This window comes from Mycolicibacterium vulneris (genome assembly GCF_002104765.1).
In the GTDB taxonomy this organism is placed as follows: Bacteria; Actinomycetota; Actinomycetes; order Mycobacteriales; family Mycobacteriaceae; genus Mycobacterium; species Mycobacterium vulneris.
Map to the genome: position 1 here is coordinate 57,644 of NZ_NCXM01000010.1, position 20,872 is coordinate 78,515.

General features: G+C 65.9%; 22 protein-coding genes. 9 read left to right on the forward strand and 13 right to left on the reverse strand.

The annotated features are described in order from the left end of the window. Positions 1-63: 63 nt before the first annotated feature. Complete coding sequence (locus B8W69_RS11435) at positions 64-738, reverse strand: TetR/AcrR family transcriptional regulator (protein WP_085289933.1); 675 nt, start codon at positions 736-738, stop codon at positions 64-66. Positions 739-810: 72 nt separating this feature from the next. Here B8W69_RS11435 and B8W69_RS11440 point away from each other — a divergent pair, with 72 nt between their 5' ends. The 5 genes from B8W69_RS11440 to B8W69_RS11460 are packed head-to-tail and all read left to right on the forward strand — an operon-like array spanning position 811 to position 6,794. Beyond that, entirely contained in the window at positions 811-1,983 is a 1,173-nt protein-coding gene (locus B8W69_RS11440) for a TIGR03857 family LLM class F420-dependent oxidoreductase (RefSeq protein ID WP_085289934.1), read from the forward strand. Beyond that, the gene (locus B8W69_RS11445; RefSeq protein ID WP_085290050.1) at positions 1,980-3,398 is read left to right on the forward strand and encodes a hypothetical protein; all 1,419 of its coding nucleotides are present in this window, start codon (positions 1,980-1,982) and stop codon (positions 3,396-3,398) included. Before B8W69_RS11440 ends, B8W69_RS11445 begins: the two co-directional genes overlap by 4 nt. 10 nt (positions 3,399-3,408) lie before the next feature. Next, positions 3,409-4,929: an acyl-CoA reductase gene (locus B8W69_RS11450; RefSeq protein WP_085289935.1), complete on the forward strand. Its 1,521-nt coding sequence runs from the start codon at positions 3,409-3,411 to the stop codon at positions 4,927-4,929. Further along, positions 4,904-5,980 (forward strand): phosphotransferase, encoded by a 1,077-nt coding sequence (locus B8W69_RS11455; protein WP_085289936.1) that lies wholly within the window; start codon positions 4,904-4,906, stop codon positions 5,978-5,980. The genes B8W69_RS11450 and B8W69_RS11455 overlap by 26 nt, the downstream gene beginning before the upstream one ends. Before the next feature lie 7 nt (positions 5,981-5,987). After that, positions 5,988-6,794 carry an SDR family NAD(P)-dependent oxidoreductase gene (locus B8W69_RS11460; RefSeq protein ID WP_085289937.1) on the forward strand — a complete coding sequence of 269 codons (807 nt, stop codon included), beginning with the start codon at positions 5,988-5,990 and terminating at the stop codon, positions 6,792-6,794. Positions 6,795-6,812: 18 nt separating this feature from the next. On the opposite strand, the gene B8W69_RS11465 is transcribed toward B8W69_RS11460, so the two are convergent. From B8W69_RS11465 to B8W69_RS11475, 3 genes are read right to left on the reverse strand one after another with little or no spacing between them, the layout of a single operon-like run. Beyond that, positions 6,813-7,607: an enoyl-CoA hydratase-related protein gene (locus B8W69_RS11465; RefSeq protein WP_085289938.1), complete on the reverse strand. Its 795-nt coding sequence runs from the start codon at positions 7,605-7,607 to the stop codon at positions 6,813-6,815. Further along, positions 7,598-8,632: an NAD(P)H-dependent flavin oxidoreductase gene (locus B8W69_RS11470; RefSeq protein ID WP_085290051.1), complete on the reverse strand. Its 1,035-nt coding sequence runs from the start codon at positions 8,630-8,632 to the stop codon at positions 7,598-7,600. The genes B8W69_RS11465 and B8W69_RS11470 overlap by 10 nt, the downstream gene beginning before the upstream one ends. 19 nt (positions 8,633-8,651) lie before the next feature. Then, the gene (locus tag B8W69_RS11475) at positions 8,652-9,764 is read right to left on the reverse strand and encodes a Rossmann-fold NAD(P)-binding domain-containing protein (protein ID WP_085289939.1); all 1,113 of its coding nucleotides are present in this window, start codon (positions 9,762-9,764) and stop codon (positions 8,652-8,654) included. Between the two features lie 226 nt (positions 9,765-9,990). On the opposite strand from B8W69_RS11475, the gene B8W69_RS11480 reads away from it, so the two are divergent. Both B8W69_RS11480 and B8W69_RS11485 read left to right on the forward strand, forming a co-directional pair. Beyond that, entirely contained in the window at positions 9,991-10,455 is a 465-nt protein-coding gene (locus B8W69_RS11480) for an SRPBCC family protein (protein ID WP_085289940.1), read from the forward strand. After that, positions 10,452-11,237 (forward strand): SDR family NAD(P)-dependent oxidoreductase, encoded by a 786-nt coding sequence (locus B8W69_RS11485; RefSeq protein WP_085289941.1) that lies wholly within the window; start codon positions 10,452-10,454, stop codon positions 11,235-11,237. The genes B8W69_RS11480 and B8W69_RS11485 overlap by 4 nt, the downstream gene beginning before the upstream one ends. 131 nt (positions 11,238-11,368) lie before the next feature. Here the strand turns inward: B8W69_RS11485 and B8W69_RS31365 are convergent, their stop codons facing one another. Next, positions 11,369-11,734: a hypothetical protein gene (locus tag B8W69_RS31365; protein WP_245843210.1), complete on the reverse strand. Its 366-nt coding sequence runs from the start codon at positions 11,732-11,734 to the stop codon at positions 11,369-11,371. A gap of 5 nt (positions 11,735-11,739) precedes the next feature. Further along, entirely contained in the window at positions 11,740-12,219 is a 480-nt protein-coding gene (locus B8W69_RS31370) for an NAD(P)-binding protein (RefSeq protein WP_245843211.1), read from the reverse strand. A gap of 32 nt (positions 12,220-12,251) precedes the next feature. On the opposite strand from B8W69_RS31370, the gene B8W69_RS11495 reads away from it, so the two are divergent. Next, entirely contained in the window at positions 12,252-12,878 is a 627-nt protein-coding gene (locus tag B8W69_RS11495; RefSeq protein ID WP_181447373.1) for a TetR/AcrR family transcriptional regulator, read from the forward strand. On the opposite strand, the gene B8W69_RS11500 is transcribed toward B8W69_RS11495, so the two are convergent. The 4 genes from B8W69_RS11500 to B8W69_RS11515 form a co-directional block, all read right to left on the reverse strand. Beyond that, the gene (locus B8W69_RS11500; RefSeq protein ID WP_085289942.1) at positions 12,871-13,704 is read right to left on the reverse strand and encodes a mycofactocin-coupled SDR family oxidoreductase; all 834 of its coding nucleotides are present in this window, start codon (positions 13,702-13,704) and stop codon (positions 12,871-12,873) included. The two genes, B8W69_RS11495 and B8W69_RS11500, sit on opposite strands and share 8 nt — an antisense overlap. 52 nt (positions 13,705-13,756) lie before the next feature. Further along, positions 13,757-14,950 (reverse strand): cytochrome P450, encoded by a 1,194-nt coding sequence (locus B8W69_RS11505; protein WP_085289943.1) that lies wholly within the window; start codon positions 14,948-14,950, stop codon positions 13,757-13,759. Between the two features lie 142 nt (positions 14,951-15,092). Then, a complete protein-coding gene (locus tag B8W69_RS11510; protein WP_245843212.1) occupies positions 15,093-16,193 on the reverse strand; it encodes a homogentisate 1,2-dioxygenase in 1,101 nt (366 codons plus the stop codon). A gap of 47 nt (positions 16,194-16,240) precedes the next feature. Then, positions 16,241-16,798, reverse strand: coding sequence for a MarR family winged helix-turn-helix transcriptional regulator (locus tag B8W69_RS11515; RefSeq protein ID WP_085289945.1), 558 nt, complete (start codon positions 16,796-16,798; stop codon positions 16,241-16,243). A gap of 111 nt (positions 16,799-16,909) precedes the next feature. On the opposite strand from B8W69_RS11515, the gene B8W69_RS11520 reads away from it, so the two are divergent. Further along, positions 16,910-18,025 carry a CaiB/BaiF CoA transferase family protein gene (locus B8W69_RS11520; RefSeq protein WP_085289946.1) on the forward strand — a complete coding sequence of 372 codons (1,116 nt, stop codon included), beginning with the start codon at positions 16,910-16,912 and terminating at the stop codon, positions 18,023-18,025. Between the two features lie 10 nt (positions 18,026-18,035). Here the strand turns inward: B8W69_RS11520 and B8W69_RS11525 are convergent, their stop codons facing one another. The 3 genes from B8W69_RS11525 to B8W69_RS11535 form a co-directional block, all read right to left on the reverse strand. Continuing rightward, positions 18,036-18,224 carry a ferredoxin gene (locus B8W69_RS11525; RefSeq protein WP_181447374.1) on the reverse strand — a complete coding sequence of 63 codons (189 nt, stop codon included), beginning with the start codon at positions 18,222-18,224 and terminating at the stop codon, positions 18,036-18,038. A 22-nt stretch (positions 18,225-18,246) separates the two neighbouring features. Further along, positions 18,247-19,806 (reverse strand): aldehyde dehydrogenase family protein, encoded by a 1,560-nt coding sequence (locus tag B8W69_RS11530; protein ID WP_085289947.1) that lies wholly within the window; start codon positions 19,804-19,806, stop codon positions 18,247-18,249. Positions 19,807-19,951: 145 nt separating this feature from the next. Continuing rightward, positions 19,952-20,821 carry an HTD2 family dehydratase gene (locus B8W69_RS11535; protein ID WP_085289948.1) on the reverse strand — a complete coding sequence of 290 codons (870 nt, stop codon included), beginning with the start codon at positions 20,819-20,821 and terminating at the stop codon, positions 19,952-19,954. Positions 20,822-20,872: the final 51 nt, after the last annotated feature.

The following is a 20,872-nucleotide window of genomic DNA, read 5'->3' on the forward strand; positions in this document are numbered from 1 at the left end:
TCGCTCCGCGCGCCGCGCGGACGGCAGTGGCCGCGCCTCAGCGCCGTCGACCGCCGCCCAGCGTCACCCGCCTTTGGCGAGTTCCGCCTGCAAACCGGCCATCAGCAGTTCAAGACCGAAGGTGAAGGCCTCGTCGTCCAGGTGGATGGCGTAGTCCGTTGCCAGGCCGGACAGGCTGGGAAACTCGGTCTCGGGCAGCTCTCGGATGCGCTCAGGCAAGTCGATCGGCGCCGCCACCGCCTGCGCTTCCGCGAAGCCGAGCGCGTAGTTACACAGCACGCCAAGGGTGTGCAGCGCGGTCACCTCGGTAAAGCCGGCATCCAACAGGGCGGTCAGCATCCGCTCACGCAGATGGAACAAGCCGGGGGTCGCCGAGTGCTGACTCAGCACGATGGTCACCAGGTTCGGGTGGCGGCGGCCGACGCCGTGCAGATGGCGCGCCTCGGCCCGCAGGCACTCATCCCAGGTCGGAGCCGTTCCCGCGGTGGGATGGGCGTCTGACATGAGCTGCGCGACAAGGCCTTCCAGAATTTCTTCTTTGCTGCGTACGTATCCGTACAGGGTCATGACCCCGACGCCGAGATCATCGGCGACCCGACGCATCGTGAAGGCGCTCGGCGGGACCGAGTCGATAACCCGCAGCGCCGCCGCCAGGACATCGTCACGTGTGAGCCGGGGACGCGGGCCTCGCTTTGCGGGCAGGGTCGTCGACTCTCTTGACACTCCCACACCGTACACAGTACGGTCCGAGACAGAAATTCCGTACAACGTACGGTAATATGCTAAATACTCAGCGAGGAGTCCGGACCGATGACCGTTACCGCAGATAAGGGACAGGTGGCCAGCGTCGAACTCCCGCCTGTGACAGACGATTTCAGCGCCTTCATCATCGCCGGCGCGGTGAGTTCGGACGCCAGCAAATTTGAGCGCGAGACCGAAGGCCGGACCCCGGCTCAAGGCATCCAGGACGGGGTCGATGCCGAGCAGATCGGCTTTCGACGCGTCTTCATCTCGGAACGATGGGATCTGAAGGAAGCCGACGTCATCCTCGCCGGGATCGGTGCGCTGACGACCCGCCTCGAGCTGGTCACCGGGATCATCGTGCCGACCACGCGACATCCCTGGATGCCGGCCGCACTCGGGGCCACGATGCACTCGTGTTTCGGGCCGCGATTCGTGCTCGGGCTCGGCCGCGGTGACGCCGGCGCGTTCCGCGGCATGGGTATCCCGATGACCACGACCAAGGCAATGGTCGAAAGCGCCAAGATCACCCGGCAGCTATGGGCAGGCGAGTCGGTGTCCTATACCGGTCAGCTCGGTTCGTTCACCGCGTTGGCTTTCGCCGAGACGTATAACGGACCGCAACCGCCGATCTGGATCGCGGGCTTCTGCCACGAACGCGGGGCGGCGGCTGCCGCCGAGGCGTTCGACGGGGTGATCCTGCCGCCCATGCTGACCCCTGACGCCGTCGCCGACGCGGTCCAGCGCATTCGCACCGCGTGCGAGCGGATTGGTCGCGACCCCGCAGAGATCCGCATCGTCGCCCCGGTCGTGACCGCCCCGGACATGGCCGAGATCGAGACCAAGTCCATATCGGCCGGGAGGCTTGTGACCTATCTCCAGTACCCGCTGTACGGCGACGTCCTTGCCACCGCGAACCACTGGGATCTGGAGACCGTCAACCGCATGCGCAACCACGAGCAGTTCCACAATCTCAACCGCGCCGCGGACCTGACGTTCCATCGGCACGAGATGCTGGGGCCGGCATCGGTGCTGCCGTGGAGCTGGATCACCGACTGCAGCGCGGTCGGCACCGTCTCCGAATGCGTAACGTCGCTGCAGCGTTTCATCGACGCCGGCGCCGACGAGGTCACCACATACGGATCCACTCCCCGGCAGAACGCGGCGCTGCTCGCGGCATGGAGGGAGCGACCACAAGCGACGACCTCGGTCGCGGCGAGCTCTCGGACCCACGCGTCGTGACCGTCGCGGCGGACGCCCGGCAGTTCGCCAACGCCCCGGCCGAGTTCTTCGGCCATTCATGGCACGCGATGCAGCATGTGCCGGTCGACGAGCTCGCTGCTCTGCAGCTGGAGGCATTGCAGCTGCGCTTCGGCGAGCTCCGTCACACCATTGCGACGCTCACCCGGCTCGCCGACGAAGCCGGGATCGACGCGGTCGGTCAGCTCAATGACGTTGTCCCGCTGCTGTTCCAGCATTCGGTGTACAAGTCCTACCCGGCCGCGCTGCTAGTGCGGAGTCGGTTCACCGAACTCACCCGCTGGCTTGATCGGCTGACCACGATCGACCTCGCCAGCGTCGACGTCTCCGATTGCGAGACGATCGATGCCTGGCTCGACACACTGGAGGCTGCTACGGCACTGCGGGCCGTGCACTCCTCGGGCACCACGGGGACGATGTCGTTTCTGCCGCGTTCGACACACGAGTGGGATCAGATGGGCCGGGCGTCGCGGTGCGGGCTGTTCCAATACAGTGACCCGCTCGGCGTGGGGGGCCGACACGACGGCGAATGGTTCGAGCTGATCTGGCCGCTGTGGCGCTCGGGCCGCAGCGCGATCACCCGCTTTCCCGGCATGGCCCTTCCCCACCTGCTCGGTTCGGAGGACCGGCTGCATGCGCTGCGCCCGGGGCGGATGAGCTCGGACGCGGCCTATCTCGCCGGACGGGTACGCGCCGAAGCAGCCCGCGGCGAGCTCGCCAAGCTCGAGATCAGCCCCGCGTTGCGGGCGCGGCGGGAGGAGTTCGAACGCGAGCAGCGCGAGATGGCGGAATCGCTGCCGAAGTTCATCAACGAGATCAGCCGGGATATGCGCGGACGCCGGATCTGGATGCTGGCCACCTGGAACGTGCTGTACAACATGTCCAAGGCGGGACTCGACGCCGGCCTGGAGAACGTGTTCGCCTCCGATTCGCTGATCACCACCGGCGGTGGCGCCAAGGGCAGGGTCGTCCCCGATGACTGGGAGGAGACGGTCCGGCGGTTCTCCGGCGTGAAACACATCCAGCACAGCTACGTGATGTCGGAGATAACCGCGCTCAACAAGATGTGCGAACGCGGCCGCTACCACTTCGAACCGTGGACTATCCCATTTGTCCTCGATCCTGTCGACGGAGCGCCGTTTCCGCGGACCGGCGAGCACACCGGGCGGATGGCGGTATTCGATCTGCTCGCCGCCACCTACTGGGGCGGTTTCGTCAGTGGCGACGAGTTCACCCTCAGCTTCGAGCCATGCGGATGTGGGCGGACCACCGCCCACGCCGCGCCAACCATCGAGCGCTACAGCGACAAGCACAACGGAGACGACAAAATCACCTGTGTCGCCGCTGAGGACGCGCACCGGGCGGCGCTGGAATTTCTCACCGGCGAACTCGTGTGACCGTCCGCCAATGAAAAACACCATGACCGGATTCGCCGCACCCGCGATCATCCGCGGGCAGTTGATCGACGACGACCTCGTAACATTCGGCGGCCGCGGCGGCACCGCCGCCTTTCGGGCACCGGACCCGCACCGCCTGCTGGGTTCTTTGGAGCTGTCGGACCCCAGCCAACTGCGCGAGGTTCAGGACCTGCCGTTCAGCGAGATCGTCGCCTACCTGGCGGCCATCGGTGACGCGCTGGCGCTGCCCCGAAATGCCCACATGCAAGAGGCGCTGGAGCTCTCCGCGCAGTTCTCCGACATGACCCCTCCACTGGTCCGCTCATCGTTCGAGCAGCTGCCGGCTCTGTTCAGCGCCGCCGCGGTGCGCGAACTTGCGGAGACCACAATCGGGATCCCATACCTCGAGGGCTGGGTCCCTCGGGTGATGACCGACGGCCGGACCGCGTCGGTCCGGGCGTTCGGCACCCGCACCGTACACATCATCGCCGGCAACAGCCCACTGATCGCGGCGCTGAGCATCATCCGCAACGCGGTCGGGCGCTCGGACGCGATCATCAAAACCCCGTCCAACGACCCGCTGACCGCGCTTGCGATCGCCCGCACGATGCGCGAGCTCGACCCGGCGCACCCGATCACCCGTCATTTGTCCGTCGCGTACTGGAAGGGTGGGGATACCGGGTTCGAGGAGCGGCTCTTCAAGCCCGCCGGCGTCGAGAAGATCATCGCCTGGGGCGGCCTCGCCTCGGTCACCCATGTGCTGCGCTATGTCCAGCCGGGGCTCGAGCTCATCTCGCTCGATCCGAAGCGCAGCGCGACGATCATCGGGCCGCAGGCGTTCGCGTCCGAGGAGGCGTTCGCCGATGTCGCGTTGCGTACGGCCACCGACATCGGTGCCCTCAACCAGCTCGGGTGCGTCAACGCGCGCACCGTCTACGTGGCGAGTGGCACCGATCCGGACGGGCTCGAGCGGGCGAACCGGCTCGGTGAGGAGATCTACGCCCAACTGCAGCGGCTGCCCGAACACCTCACTACCCCGGCGAAATGGTCGGACCCAGAACTCATCGCCGACATCGACGCACTACGGTCGAGCCCGGATTGGTACCGCGTCTACGGCGGTCGCGACGGCGAGGGCGCGGTGATCGTCTCGCAGCTCGACGAACCGGTCGAGTTCTCCCGCCGGCTGTCGGGCCGGGTCGCCAACATCGTCCCTATCGATGATCCGGCCGATGCGATCCGAGAAATCAATGCCTACACCCAGACCGTCGGAATTTATCCGGAATCCTTGAAATCCGATCTGCGGGAACAACTTCCGCTGCACGGCGCCCAGCGCCTGGTATCACTGGGCTACGCGGCCCACCCGAGTGTCTCGCTTCCTCAAGACGGGATCGAACCGATGCGTCGAATGGTCAAGTGGATAGTTGACGAGAGTTGCGAACCCGATCTGGTCCGGCCCTTGTGGACAAGCAACAGACAAGCAACAGCACGGGCGGCAAGGAGCTGGGATGACGGGGATCGTCGATACAACTGATGGGCTGACCCCCCAGTGGTTCACCCGGGTGTTACAGAGCAACGCCACCCTCGGCGGGCAGGACACGGTCACCTCGGTCGAGGCGGCAGTGATCGGCACCGGGCAGGCCGGGTTCGTCGCTCGCGCACAGTTGGGGTACGCCGGTGGCGCCGCCGGTCCGGCCTCGCTGATCGTGAAACTGCCCTCGGCAGATGCCAGTTCGCGGCAGATGGGTGCGGCGATGGGGATTTACGAATCCGAGGTTCGCTTCTACCAGGAGATCGCGCCCCGGCTCGGTTGCGCCATCCCCGCGATGTACTGGGGCGACGTGGAGCCGGCCAGCGGGCGTTTCACGTTGGTGCTGGAGGACCTGCAGGCAACGTCCAACGTCGGCGACATGGTCGGCGGCGGCACGCTGAAGCAGGCCGAGTTGGCGATCGGCGCGCTGCCCGGACTGCAGGCGCCGATCTGGAACGAGCCGGGGCTGGCCGACCTGCCGTGGGCCGGGCTCGCGCGCACCGAATTGCTGTTCGCTGCCGTCGAGCCGCTGATCGAAGCGTTCATCGCCAGATTCGAAAACCGGGTCGACTCAAACCATTTGGAGCTGGCCAAACGACTCGCTCCCGCGGCGGCGGGCAGCGCGCAGCGGCTGTGGTGCGCACCCTTCGTGATTGCCCACGGCGACTACCGCCTGGACAACATGATGTTCGCCCGCGTCGACGGCGCGCCGCCGATCTCGGTGATCGATTGGCAGGGGGCCCGGCTCGGACCGCCCCTGCTTGACGTCGCGATCTATCTCGGGTCATGCCTGAGCGTCGACGAACGCCGCTCTGAACAGGATCGTCTGTTGCATCGCTACCACGACGGCCTGTGCGCGGCGGGGGTGAACGACTTCTCCTTCGCCCAGTGCGAGGACAGCTACCGCATGAGCTCGCTGTATCCGTTCCTGCTGACGATCGCCGTGTCGATGACGCTCCAGCAGACTGAGCGCGGCGATCAGATGTGGGCCCAGATGTTCACCAACTCGGCGTCGATCGTCGCCGACACCGGCGCTGACGCGTTGCTGGGCTGACCACGACATGGCAATCCCGACTCCACGTCCCGGCGCCGCTGCCCTGATCACCGGTGCCTCCTCGGGTATCGGCGCCGAGTTGGCGCGCGGGCTGGTCGCACGCGGTCACAACGCCATCCTGGTTGCGCGCCGTCAGGACCGGCTGGCGGCGTTCGCCCGCGAGTTGTCAGATGGAGGCCGCCGGCGTATCGAGGTGATCGCCGCAGACATCAGCGACCCCGACAGCCGCGCCGGACTGCTCGCGGACGTTGCACAGTGCGGCCTCGACGTCGACGTGCTGGTGGCGTGCGCTGGGTTCGGCATGGGAGGACCGTTCATCGATGCCGACCCCGACCGGATCCAGCAGCTGATACGCACCAACGTCGAGGGAACTTTCCTGCTCACTCGGGCGCTCGCGCCCGCCATGACGGCGCGGGGCCGTGGGGCGATTTTGTTGGTCTCATCGATGGCCGGCAACCAGCCGATGCCGAACTTCGGGGCGTACGCCGCGACGAAGGCGGCGGTGACCTCGCTGGCCGAATCGCTGCACTGGGAGCTCTCGCGCGACGGCGTGACGGTGACGGCGATGTGTCCAGGCGGTGTGCGCACCGAGTTCTCCGAAGTTGCGGGCATGCTCGGCACCGAAAGCCGCACCCCGAAAGTGCTCATGGCCGAGCCCGCCGAGATCGCCGCGGCCGGGCTGCGGGCGCTTGCACACAACAAACGAGTCGTCATCCCGCGACGAACGGTCCGGGCTTTCGCCTGGGTGGGCGGCCACGCGCCACGGCGGCTGTGGCTGCCGGTGGTTGGCCGGCTGATGGGCGACGGGAGCTGAAGCCCGACCGCCGGTTCATCACGACGTCGTGGCGGTGTCGCCGAGATAACTCTCGCGGTCGCCGTCCAGAAAGGTTTGGCGAGCCTTGCTGCTGTCGCCGAGCATGTTGAGCTCGAAGGTGTAACTCAGTTCTTGCCGGTAGAGCCGGCGCAAATCACGGCCCGCGGTGTTGTTGAGCGCCAACTTCATCGCGCGGATGACCCGTGGCGCCTTTCGCGCGATCGTCGCGGCGACCTCGTAGGTTCTGACCAGCGCGGCGTCGACCGTCGCTTCCACGTGGTACACGCTGCCATAACTGTGCAACTCGGCGATGTCGAACGGCTCGCAGGTGAACATCGCCGAACGCAGCCGGCGTTCCGGCAGCAGGCCCAGCGCCTGCACCGCGCCGGTCGTCGCGCCGTTGTCCGCCTCGGCGAGCACGAATCGTGTTCCCCGGGAACCGATCAGCACGTCGCAGGTGCCGGCCAGCAGCACCCCCAGGCCGACGCAGTAGCCGTGTACGCAGCCGATGACCGGAACCGCGCACTCGGCGATGGCCACGCTAGTGTCCTGGGACCCCCGAGCCTGACCGAGGATGCCGTCGAATCCCGGCAGGCTCTGCACCTCTTTGAGGTCACCGCCGCCGCAAAACCCCTTGCCCTGCGCTCGCAACACCACGGCCCGGACTTCTTCGCGACGCTCGTAGCTGCGCAACAGTTCGGTCAGCTGGGCCAGGTCGCCGATCGAATAGGCGTTGACGGGCGGGCTCTCAACAACCAGTTCCGCGACACCCGCCAGTCGGCCGCTGTCGTGGACGGTCTCGGTTACCGGCACGCAGGTTCTCCCAGCGCCACCCCTGCCTCGCCCAGCAGTCCGCGCGCCTGGGTCACGATCCGCCCGACCAGGTCGGCAACCGTCGGGATGTCGTGTATGGCCGCGGACACCTGACCGGCCACCATCAGGCCTTCGACCACGTCGCCCTCGCGCTGGGCCTTGCGGATCTGCTCTTCCTCCCACACCTGAAAGTCCTCGGGAGACATGGTCTTTCGCACGTCCTCCATGAGCTCCAAACCCTTGTTGCGCAGGCCACGGATCGGGGCGTAGATGCCGCCGTAAACGACATCCTCCCACTCCTTCGCGTCGACGATGCGCTGTTTGTACGCCGCGTGCCACTGGTGCTCCTGGGTGGCGATGAACCGGGTGCCCATTGCGGCGGCGGCGCCACCCATCGCCAGCACCGCGGCCAGCCCGCGGCCGTCGCAGATCCCGCCGGATACCACGACGGGGATGTCAAGCGCGTCGATCACCTGCGGGGCCAGCACCATGGTGTGCACCCCTTTGGCGTGGGTGTGCCCGCCCATTTCGTAGCCCGAGGCGATGATGACGTTGGCACCGCTCTCGGCGGCCTTGAGCGCGTGCCGGACCGACCCGACCTTGGCCATGTGCACCAGGCCGGATTCCCGGATGGCTGCGCCGAACTCACCGGCGAAGCCGGCCGAGGTGACGATGGCCCTAAGCTGGTCACCGGTGCGTCCGCCGTCGCGTTTGACCGCGATGGCCTCGTCGATGCAGATGCGGCTGACCAGCAGGAGCTCGCCGCTGGCCGTCCGGCCGACCGGGACGTTGACGGCAAACGGACGGTCCGTGCTGGACGCCACGTGCTCGATCGCCGCGCGGAATCCCTCGCGGAGGAATTGCTCTGAGCTGTTCACGATGGAAGGACAGCTGACGGTGCCCAGCCCGCCGGCCGCTGACACCGCGCCGGCCAGCAAAGTGGTCGGCGACGGGCCCATGCCGTCCTGCATGATCGGGTACTCGATCCCGACCATGTCCTGAAAACGACGCCACATGGTCGTCATGGGTTCCTCCTGCTCGAAATCAGCGGCCGTCCTGGTCACGGCCAACGGAAACGGTCTTCGGATGGGGCATCGGGTGACGCACGTCTGGCGCCTCGTCCGGGGCCTGGTCTCGCACCCAGCTGACGGCCTGCGTGTAGGCCTCGATCAGTCGGTCCTCGGCCGGGTAATCGAACCTCGCCGGATACAGCGGGTAGTCCTCGCTGGTGACCGGGTGCGCCTCGAGCCACTCGACGGCCTCCACCATCGCGTCGCGGGCGGATATGACCTCGCGGTAGCCCAGCTCGCGCTTCGCCTTGTTGGTGTCCAGCAGGATGTGCGGCCGCCCAGTCGGGGGCAACAGTTCGATCAGCGCCGAACCCGCGAGTTCGCCGGGAATGCCGACGAATTCGAGCTCACCGCCCATGATCTGCGCGATCGCCTCGGCCCACTGACGCACGGTGTATTGGTCGTCGTCGCCGGCGTTGTAGGCCTGGCCGTTGGCGACGTCGGGGTTGTCGACGGCGCCGAGCACGACCTCGGCGGCGTTACGCCCAGCGGCCCGGGAGATGATCCAGAAACCGTTGTCGGGCAGGATCATTCGGGTCCTGCCGTCGCGGATACGGCGCATTACCGACCATTCCCAGGGCACCAGGTTGCGTGGGCCGTAGATCGCGGGGTACCGGATCACCGTGCCGCGGAACGCGCCGGACGCCGCCCGATCCAGGACGGCGCGCTCGGCCGACCGGATCAGCTTGGCGAAACGCGGCACCGGTTCGGTGCCGTCGGCCAGCGGGCCATCCTCGCGCGCGTTGAGCGCCATGCCGTACGGCGTGACGGTTTCGGGCTGCAGACAACCGCGGTAGGCCGGCACCCCGCCGATGCTGATCAGCTGCCCGCACCGTCCGGCGAAGACCTCCGCGATCGCAGCGACTCGCCCGTACATCGCCAGCACCACGTCGAAGGACTGGTCGCCCACCGCCTCGGTGATCGATTCGGCAAAGTGTGGGTCGGCGTGGATGTGCGGAACGTCCGGCAGGTCGGCCGGCTCGTGCACGCCGCGGTGCAGCATCGTCACGTCGTGACCTCGTTGCAAAAGTCCCTGCAGCACCGGGACGCCGGTTGCGCCGCTCCCGCCGATGACGAGCGCCTTCATACCCCACCCACCCTATCTACCGAACCGAACGGCAATTGGTTCTCTATACAACCACACGCCGGGCCGCCTTGCCATCAGCCTCCTCGACGAGGGCGCGGTCGCGGTGCAAGAGGGCCATGTGACGACTCGGCGCAGCGATAGCGTGGGCATTACGCAGGTAGCCCGGTCGACCGCAGATATGATTGAATTTCAAATCATACAATGTTTGGTTTAAGCGGAGGGTCGCATGAGCCTTGCCTACGTCAGCACCATCATCGACACCGACGTCGACACCGTGTGGTCGGTGATCGGCGACTTCCACGGGCTGCCCGCTTGGGTCACCATGGTTCGGTCCAACACGCCCGAGAACGGTGCCGGATCGGGCGCGGTGGGTTCGGTGCGCAACCTCACGCTGGAGCCCGGCGGCGGCACCGCCCGGGAACGGCTGGTGCGCTATGACGCACCCGCCCGCAGCTATTCCTACGATTTCGCCGACGAGATACCTTTTCCGGTGTCTACCTACCGCGGCACCATCCGCGTGCTGCCAGTGACCGACTCGAACACCACGTTTCTCGAGTGGTACGGCGAGTTCGACTGCGAGCCAGCTGTTCTCGACACGATGACCGCGACCTTCCGGGCGATCTACTCGCAATTCATCGAAGATCTGCGCCAATACCTCAAAGGCCGGGATTTGATCGTCCCCCGAGCATGAGCGGCGAGCTCGACGGCCGGGTCGCGCTTGTCACCGGCGCCGCGTCCGGGATCGGCGCGGCAAGCGCGCAGGCGCTGGCCGAGGCGGGAGCGGCAATCGCGGTCACCGACGTCAACATCGACTCCGCCGAAGCCGTTGCCGCAGCCATCGAGCGGACAGGTGGGCGTGCCCTCGCGCTGCGACTCGACGTGGCCGACGAAGAACACTGGGCCGCCGCGATGCCGGCCGTGCGCGCCCGGTTGGGGCCCGTCACAATTCTGCACAGCAACGCCGCCGACGTCTCGATCTTCGACCGCGACAACGACTTATTGACGTTGGAGGTCGCGACGTGGGACCGCGCATTCGCCGTTGCGGCCCGCGGATCCATGCTCAGCGCCAAATACACCCTGCTGGACATGATCGAAGCCGGCCGGGGCAGCATCATCTACACCTCGTCGGTCAAGGGGCGCTCGGGCTCCACCCGCCAGGTCGCGTACTCGTCGGCGAAGGGCGCCATTGAGTCACTGACGCGCATCATCGCGACGACATACGGCCCGTCAGGTGTGCGTTGCAATGCGATCGCGCCGGGCGTTGTAGATACGCCGGCTGCGCGCGCGAACGTCTCTGACGAACTGCGCAGGCTGATCATCGAGGGCCAGGTAGTGGGTCGGCTCGCCGAACCGGCGGATATCGCCCGCGTCGCGGTCTTCCTTGCGTCCGATGCCGCCGCGATGATCACCGGTCAGGTTCTTGTCGTCGACGGCGGGATGACCGGACACATTCCGGCGCTGTCGTCACGGTGACGCAACCGGCCACTGGGCATTGGGGTCAGGCGCGCGTGACGCTTCGCGCCGAGGGCGACATCGCGGCTCGGATTCGCTCGGTCACCAAGCGCGCGGATTGCACGCAGCCGCTCTGGCCTGCCGTGGCCCACTCACGCACGCCGTCTCCGACATTGAAAAGGTTTGCGATCGGGGTGGTTTGCGGCAGATCGCAGCCGGCGATGGCTCGCTGTGCGGGCAGTCCTCTCCTGCGCAGATCTCGACCGACAAGATGCGGGCGGAGTCGAAACCGGGAAATGTTCGTGCAGATCCGCTTTCAGCAACGCGACCTCGTGGTCGGCGTCGAAATCGCCGGTCGCGGGGTGCGGCGTAGAGGCCGCCGCGTACAGGTTCCATCCCGCGGGCGCCATCTTCGGACACGTCGCGGTGAGATTGGCCGCGTAGGCCAGCCGGCGGGTGGGGCCGAAGAACACCAGCCCGATGACCGAGCCCAACGGCTGCTCGCTGGCGAAATTCACGGTGATCAAGGTGCTCGGATTCGACTGTGCCCGAATATGTTCGGCGTAACCACCGGGCAAGTTGGCGTCGCCGCACATCCGTACCGTCGCAACCGGTCCGGCGTTGCTGCGCGGCGAGCGACGGCGCCGACTAGCGCGAGCAGCGCGCGAAAAATCAGGCCCGTCAGCCCGCTCATCATGGGCACATCCCAGCGGCCCAGCCGCAGCACTAGGGGTCGTTTGGGCGTCCGCGCGTTGATGGTAAGGCCGAGATCCTCGAACAGATTGGCGTTTTCACCACCGAGCTCGATGATCAGGGCACCGGTGTTGACCCGGAATCCGTCGACATCAATGGTGGAAGCCCGCCCGCCGACACGGTCGTATCTTTCCACCATGAGGGTCGTGAAGCCGCTCGCGTTCAGCCGGGCCGCGGCGGCCATTCCACCGGCCCCGGCGCCAATCACTATCACGTCGTAGGTCGCCAGGCTCTCTGCGTGGTTGGTCACCAGCGCCTCCCGCAGGTCGTAAAGTTGCTGGGATGACTGAACCTGGCGCTCGCCGCGGGCCCGGCCGTCCGTTGGGCGCCGACGGAGCCGAAACCCGGCTCAAGATTCTGCACAGTGCCCGAGAAGTGTTCAGCACCATAGGATTCGACCGTGCTAGCCTTCGGCAGATCGCCGAGGAAGCCGGCTTCACCCGCAACGCGATCGCCAACTATTACCCGAGCAAGATCGAGTTGTACCGGGCCGCTTTGGCATCCGTGCACGAGGTGGTGATCTCGGAGATCCTCGGCCCGGCGCTGTGCCAGACCGGCTCGATCGACCGCCGGATCGTGGCGGTCTTCGACCGTGCGGTGGCGACCATCCGGATTGACCAGACCTTCGTGCGCTTCTTCGTCACATCGACGGCCGACGCGATCCATCACCCGGATCTGCGGGACCAGGCCATGCAGCCTCTGGTCGCGGTACGCGAGCACTTTGCTGCGGCACTGGCAGCGGCGCAACGCGACGGCGAAGTCGACGCCGGCATCGACACCGAAGCCACCACGCAGGTCCTGGTCGACTTGCTCTGGGGACTTGCAGTCGACGCCGGTTTTTACTCTGACCAACACCGGACCCGTCGAACACTGGAGGCGCTCGAGCGGATCGTCGTGGCACTCACTTGATGGAGGCACCGGCGTCGATCGGCAGCGACACCCCCGTGATGTAGCGAGCTTCATCGCTGGCCAAAAACAGCACCGCATTGGTGACGTCGATACTTTCGATCCACGGAATGGCCAGTGCGTTCATCTCGGTAGCCGGTACCGCGAACTTCTCCCGGGTGGGATTCGGGTCATCGGGCAGGAACACGCGGTATGTCGGCTCATTCTGGATCATGTCAGTGTCGACATTGGTCGGGTGGACGCTGTTGACCCGAATGTTGAACGGCGCCAACTCAAGTGCCAGTGTCTTCATCAACCCAACGACGCCGTGCTTGGCCGAGACATAGTGCGCTAGTCCGGGTTGGGCGATCAGGCCAGCGATGCTACTGGTCAGCACGATGGATCCACCGTTTCCGGCAGCGATCATGTGCGGTATGGCCGCCTTGGTGGTCCGCCACGATCCGCTGAGATTGATGTCGATCATCTCTGTCCAGGTCTGCTCCGTCAGTTCGAATGACGGACCGACAGAAAGGATGCCGGCGTTGGCGGACACGATGTCCAGACGGCCGAGTTCGCTCACCCCCTCGCCGACTGCCGCTGTCAACGCCTCGCCGTCGCGAACGTCGACCTGGCGAGTGACCACGCGTCGGCCTCGAGCTTTGATCTCGCGGGCGGTCTCGTCCAGATCAGCAGGAGTGGCCAACGGGTAGGGCGCAGACTCAACCTGGGCGGCGATGTCGAGCGCGATGATGTCGGCGCCCTCCTCGGCCAACTGCAGGGCGTGGCTGCGCCCCTGTCCGCGGGCGGCGCCGGTGATCAGTGCGACCTTGCCCTCGACGCGTCCGGTCATGGGTTCTCCTCGTTGAGAGATGTTGTGGAATAGAGGGATTGACAGCGAGTGTCTAGACCTTGTCGAAAATCAGCGGTACACGGTCCGGGTAGTTTGCGATGCCGGGCACCCACTTCAGGTCGGCCGGGTCTGCGTCCAGCCGGAAGTTGGTGACGCGAGCGAGCAATTCCTCGAACGCGATGGCGATCTCCACCCGTGCCAGGTGCATGCCGATGCAACGGTGGATTCCCAGGCCGAAACCGGCGTTGCCACCGCGGGGCGGATCGAACTGCAACTGGTCGGCATTGGGGAATTTGACGTCGTCGCGGTTTGCCGAATCGAACCGGATGAGCAGGCGCTCGCCTTTTTTGACCGGGCACCCGGCGATCTCGGTGTCCTTCATCACGGTGCGCCCGAACGTCCCCACCGGCGACGTCAGGCGGATGAACTCGTCCATGTCGTTGCGCACCCAACGGGGGTCTCGGACCCGTTGCTCGAGTTCGGGATTGAGCGCCATGTACATCGCGATGGCGCCGATCGCAGACCGGGTGGTGTCCAGCCCGCCGAGGAACAACACCGAGATCGCACCGAGTGCCTGCTCGTTGGTCAACCGCTCGCCATTGATGGTCCCGGTCGCCAGCGCCCGCAGGATGCCGTCTTCTTCCGGCGGATTCTCGATCGCCGCAAACAAGTACTCCGCCGAAAGCATCCCGAGGTTCATGAACGACTCCTCGGTGCCGTCCTCGGTGACCCGGTACACGATCTCTTTTGCGCGTTCCATCTTGGTCATGTCGTTCTCGTTGAACACCATCCGCGCCAAGATGCGGGAGACGAACGGGCTCGCGAACTCGCTGAGCAACTCGACCTTGCCGTTTTCGATGAATCCGTCAATCAGCTCGTTGGCGGTTTTGCGCATCTCGTCGGCGTAAGTCAGCGCGAACTTGCGGGTCAGGTATGGGCTGAGCAGCGCGCGGAAGCCGGTGTGCTCGGGCGGGTCGGAATCCAGCGGACCCAACCGCACCGGAGCGGGAGCCGGCGATCCGCCCACCGAGGAGAACGTCTCGGGATCCTCGAGCACTCGCCGGACATCTTCGTAGCGCGTGATCATCCACATCGGCCCGGTGAGCTCGGTCTCGGTCCGCACCACCGGACAGTGCCGCCGCGCGTACGCGAACGCGTCGTACTTCCACTCGACGTGGTCGCGATCGAACGGATCGTAAGACTCCAGCAGCGCGGCGAGGTCGCGGTCAGTACGTGCAGAGGTCATCGCATAGCTCCCCAAAGGTCGACAGCTTCGTCACCACCGTCACTGTGTTCAAACACTGTTCGGTATTAATTGGCCACGATGCCATATGTCTTACATCACGTCTAGGCCGGGGTGTGACGTGGATCGTCAAGACGGCGAGAGGTCAGCCCTGCAGCACCGGGTCGAGCTTCAGTGGGCGCGAGGCCTCGACCATGATGATTTCCCACTCGATGCGCGGGTGCTGCTCCCACTCCCGCCGGGACTTGATCCGCGCCCGATCAGGGAAGCCATGGTGGATGCCCTGTGGATCGTGACTGACCAGGCCGGCCTTCAACGGTCGGCCGAGAGACTTGCCGCCGTGAATAAGCGCGATCTCGTCATAATCGGCGTTCCGGTGGAACCACGGGATGCGTTCGACACCCTGCACCGACTCGAACGGTCGCGGCAGCAGATTGATGATGTTGATGCCCTGTGCCACCAGGAAGCAATGCATCGACGGCGGGAGGTGCAGGCTGTCAGACATGATTACGTTCCAGTCGCGAATGTTGAACACGAATGGGAAGTAGTCGCCCTTCCACCCCTCTACATCGCACGGGTGAGAGGCGGCGTAGATCGATGAATATTCGCCGTCGTACTTGACCCTGATCTCGTACTCGTGCTGGTCAGACGTCACCGGCACCGGTTCGGGTACGCGCACGACATCTGGGTCGAATGGAGCGTGCCGGCCCAGGCCGACGTACGTCGGCGCCCGCAACTCGCCGACTGTTTCGATGCCGAACAGCATGGTCTCACCGGGATCGACCACCCAACGATGGGTGACGGCTTTCGGGAGCACGACGTAGTCGCCCTGCGCGTAGCTGACCGGCCCGAATTCAGTCTCGACTGTCCCCGAGCCGCGGTGCACGAACCAGCATTCGTCGCCGTCGACGTTGCGCCGGTAGAAGGGCATCGGTTCGGAACGCCGGGACAGCCAGATCGTCGCGTCGGCGTTGTAGTAGAGCCGCTGCGCTGCGCCCCGGGCGTCGGTGAGGTCGTCGGTCTTGATATCGGTCAATACCGCGGAGGTGGACTTGAAGCGGCCTTCGGTGCGGAAGACCGTCGGGTCGTTGGAGCGATACAGAACCGCTTCACGTCCGTCGAAGCCGTGCCGGGTCAGTTCGTCGTCTTTGAGCAACGTCCCGTTCGAACTCGAGTCCGGCAGGTCGCGATGGGCCTGCCGGCTTGTCTTGCCCTTGCTGTGCTGGATCAGGGTTCGCATCTGCATGCCCTGCAGCATACGAATATGTCAAGTTTTTGACAATCGCTATTTGGTTATGGGGTCCGCCGATCCGCGACGGTGGCCAAAAGGCGGCTGAGCAAGCGCTGTTCGGACGCGTCCAGGACCGAGAGCCATTGCCGCTCGCGGTCGGCCTGTTCGCGGATCGCATCGCGTAGCTCCGTTCGTCCTCGCTCGGTCAACTCCAGCCGGACCAGCCGCCGATCGTGGCTGTCTCTGACGCGGTTCACCAGGCCGTCGCGCTCCAAAGTGTTCAGCGCACTCGAGATCGCTGCGCGCGATCCGCCGGATAGCCGGGCCACGTCGCGTTGCTCAACAGTGCCGAACACCCACAGCACGTTCATGATCCGAAAGCCCGACCATGTCCACCCACGCCGGCGGTGCAAGACCTCGAAGTCCTGCGAGATTCGGGTGTGCAGCCGAGAGAGGTTGAACACCAACTCCGCGTGCTCGGAAGCGTCGGCACCGACCGCGCCTTCCGCACGCAACCGCTGCGTGAGCAGCGCCCGATAGGCCTCGACGCTCATCGGGTTGCTCGCGTCGGACTGCGCCCGGCTGCCCCGGGGATCCTTCGACTCCATCCCAGCCCTCATCGGCGCGAACCTACGCGCTGCCGTCCGACCCCACAACCAAACTTTGTTTGATAGTTTGATCGCGTGACAGGCGATTCCCCAGTTTCGACCGAAGCTCCCCCGCTGAGCGGGGTGCGGGTCCTCGACCTCAGCGCACTCGGGCCGGGCCCGTTCTGTTCCATGTTGCTCGCGGACTTCGGCGCTGATGTCGTCACCGTCGAACGACCGGGTGCCCCGCTGCCCTTCGATCCGGCCTCAAGTCTGTCCCGGGGCAAGCGCTCAGCGGCCATCAATCTGCGCGCGCCCCGCGGTGCCGAGGTGATCGCCCGACTGGCCGACCATGCCGACGTGCTGCTGGAGAGCAATCGTCCCGGCACCATGGAGCGGCGCGGGCTGGGCCCGGACGTATTGTGCGCGCGGAACCCCCGGCTGATCTATGCGAGGTTGACCGGATGGGGCCAGGACGGGCCATACAGCGACCGGGCCGGGCACGACATCAACTACACGGCGGTAGCGGGCACCCTCGGCACCATCGGCTCCGAAAAGCCTGTCGCGCCACTGGCCTACGTAGGAGACCTGGCGGGCGGATCGCTGGTCACCGCCCTCGGCATCATGATGGCGCTCTTCGAACGGAATAGCACGGGCAAAGGGCAGGTGATCGACGGCGCTATCGTCGACGGCGCAGCCATGCTGGCCGCGATCCACCTCGCTGAACTGAATAGCGGGCTGTGGTCCGGTCGCGGCAAGCACCTGTTGTCCGGCGGGGCGCCGTTCTACGGCGTTTACGAATGCGAAGACGGCCGATTTTTCGCCGTTGGCGCGATCGAGCCCAAGTTCTACGCGCAATTCTTATCCGCGTTGGGCATCGAGGACGTCGCCTTAGCCGCTCAACTGGATCCGACCGGCTGGGCGCAGCTACGGGAGCGGATCGCCGAGGCGTTCCGGTCCAAAGCCCGCTCGCACTGGTCGGCGGTGTTCGCCGGCATCGATGGCTGCGGCGCGCCGGTGCTGGACCTGGACGAGTTGGCCGACGACCCACACTTGCGGGCCCGCAACACGATCCTGGCAAACGACGACGGGACAGTCACCGTGGCACCGGCGCCGCGGCTATCCCGCACCCCGGCGCGGCTGCGACCGGCCCCGGCCAGCCGGGGCGCCGACACGTCAGCGGTGCTCGGCGAGGCCGGCTTCACCGCAGACGAGATCCGCGAGCTGCACGCGGACGGCACCATCACCACGGCGGCATGACGACCGACTCTCAGTCGGATAGCCGGATCGCGTTCTCAGGGCAGCTGTAGACCGCTTCGTCGACGTCGGCCGATGACCCGGCCTCGTCGTCCAACACCTTGCCGAAGCCGTCGTCGTCCATGTCGAAATGGGTCGGGGCGATCAGGACGCAGCGACCATGGCCCTGGCATTTGGCGCTATCGATCGTTATTCGTGACACACCTATCTCCGCTCCTGAGAGGTCATTTCGGTCCGCGCAGCCCAAGCCGGCGACGCCAGTCGTGGGCTCCGGTGAGCCGGATCAGCCGCTTCTGCAGGCGACTCATCCGAGGCACGTAGGGATACCAGTGCGGCTCGGACTTGAGCCGGAACCGCTCGGAGACAATCGCCTGTTGCCGGCAGAATTTCAAAATTCCCGCGGCTCCCCCGTTGCGACCACCGACGCCAGAGGACTTCCAGCCGACCATCGGCAACGGGATCAGCATGGTGGCCGTCAGTGCGCTGTTGATGTTGACCGCGCCGGTCTCGAGTCGGCGCGCCACCCGGTCAGCGCGTTGCTCGTCGGCAGTCCAGACACTGGCCGCCAGCCCGTACGGCGAGTCATTGGCGAGGCGGATCGCCTCCTCATCGTCCTTGACCTTCATGACCGGCAGCGTCGGACCGAATGTTTCCTCGCGCATGCACAGCATCGAATGATCGACCCCGGTCAGCACGGTCGGTTCGAAGAACAAACCCTCGTCGTTACGCCGGCCGCCGGTAACCGCGACCGCCCCGCGTTCGACGGCTTCGCCGACGTGGCGCTCGACAATCTGTACTTGGCGTTCGTTGGCCATCGCACCGATCTCGGTGGTGTAGCTGCCGTCGGGATCCATGCCTTGCCGCAGGGCTCGGACCTTGGCCACCAGCTTGTCGACGAACTCGTCGTAAACCCGCTCCTGGACGTAGATTCGCTCGACGGACACGCAGATCTGGCCAGAATTCCACAGGCCGCCCCAGACTGCGCCGCTGGTCGCGCGATCGATGTCAGCGTCGTCCAAGACGATCATCGCGTCTTTGCCGCCCAACTCCACGCTGTGCGGGATGAGGCGTTCGCCGGCACGAGCGGCGATCTTTCGCCCGGTCGCGATCGATCCGGTGAACTGGATCATGTCGACTTCGTCAAGCACTGCGGTTCCGGCCGCTCCACCACCGGTGACACACGCGATCACTGGGGGTGCGCCGAGTTCCTCGATCCAGCCGCGGGTGGCCTCTGACCAGGTTAACGGTGTCACCTCGGACGGCTTGAAGAGCACCGCGGCCCCGGCCATCAGTGCCGGAATGCCGTCGATGATCGGAGTGGCCAGCGGACCATTCCACGGTGTGATGATGCCGACGAGTGGGTGCGGCCGGATGAACACCCGAAGGTTCTTCGTCAACGACATCGGGCCGTCACGCTTCACCGCCCGATCCGCAAGGAAGTCGGCCGCGTGCTTGGTGAAGTAGTTGATGGTGTCGACGGCCACCGCGATCTCCATCGCCGCATCACCCCACGACTTGCCGGTTTCCTCCTGCATGATGCCGACCAGCCGGTTTTCGTTGTCCAATATCCAGTCGAGGAATCGGAGCAGATGCTTCTTGCGGCCGTGCGGCCCGAGCTCCTCCCACGCCGGCTGGGCGGCGCGCAGCCGGGCGGCCACCTCGTGCACCTCGGCTGCCGACATCTCGGGAACACTGCCGACAATTCGTCCATCCGCCGGACAGCGCACCACGATCCGGGCCGCTGCCGTGCCCGGATCCCCGACCTCTCGCGCGGTTGCCGTCATCGTGGACTGTCCTTTCCTCGCGAAACCGTCGAGCGCAGCATCACCGGATCCGAAGAATACCTAACGCTGTTTGGTGGCCGATGGCCAGCATGACATATGTTGCGCGCAACGTCGAGAGCGTCGGAAAGCAGAATGCCGAGCGACTTCAGCGCAATTCAATGTCAACGGTGGCGCGGTCGAAGCCGTCGTCGCCAGTCGCCGACAGGGCGACAGACGTGCTGTCCGACGCCAACCGCTTCAGCTGCGCGGATTGCCCGCAGAACAGCGGCGCCACATTCCGGTGGCGCACGCTGTGCACACCGGCGTCCGGCGTTTCCAACCGCACGATCTCGGCAAGCGCCAACGTCACGAGCGGCCCGTGCACCACCAGGCCCGGATAGCCCTCGACACGGGTCGCGTACGGCCAGTCGTAGTGAATGCGATGGGCATTGGCGGTTGCGGCACTGAATCGCATCAGCAACGACGGATCCGTTACGAACTCCCACTCCCACTCGCCGGTGCGCCGAAGCGGCGACGGTGTCGGAGGCGTGATCGCGGCGTCAGCGGGATCGGAACCGCCGGAGGTCTGCGACGCCGCCTCCCGGAAGATCAGGTTCTGACGCTCAACGACCGCCAGGTCGGAATGGTCGTTGTACAAGTGCGTCGTCACCCGCACGATGACCAGAGAGCCGGACCGGCCGGTCTTCTCCTCAACGCCATTCACCCACGACTCGCGTCGTATGACGCGACCGACCGTGAGCGCAGCGTGAAATTCGATCTCACCACCGGCGAACATCCGCCGTGGCAAGTCGATCGGCGGCAGAAAACTACCGCGTCGCGGATGGCCGTCGGACGACAGCGCAGAGGATGAACACCACTGCGGTAGCGCGACCCAGTGCCAGAGCGGCGGCAACTCGTCACCCGGTAACGGGGCCGGGTTGCTGTCGTCGAAGAGGGCCGACAGGGCCGCCACACGACCAGCGTCCACGACCACGTCCTCGCGGACGGTGTGCGGCTCCCATCGCGAGTCAATCACTAATGCACTATGGCTCATAGTCTTTCGCTACTTGTGTTGAGGCGGTGATCT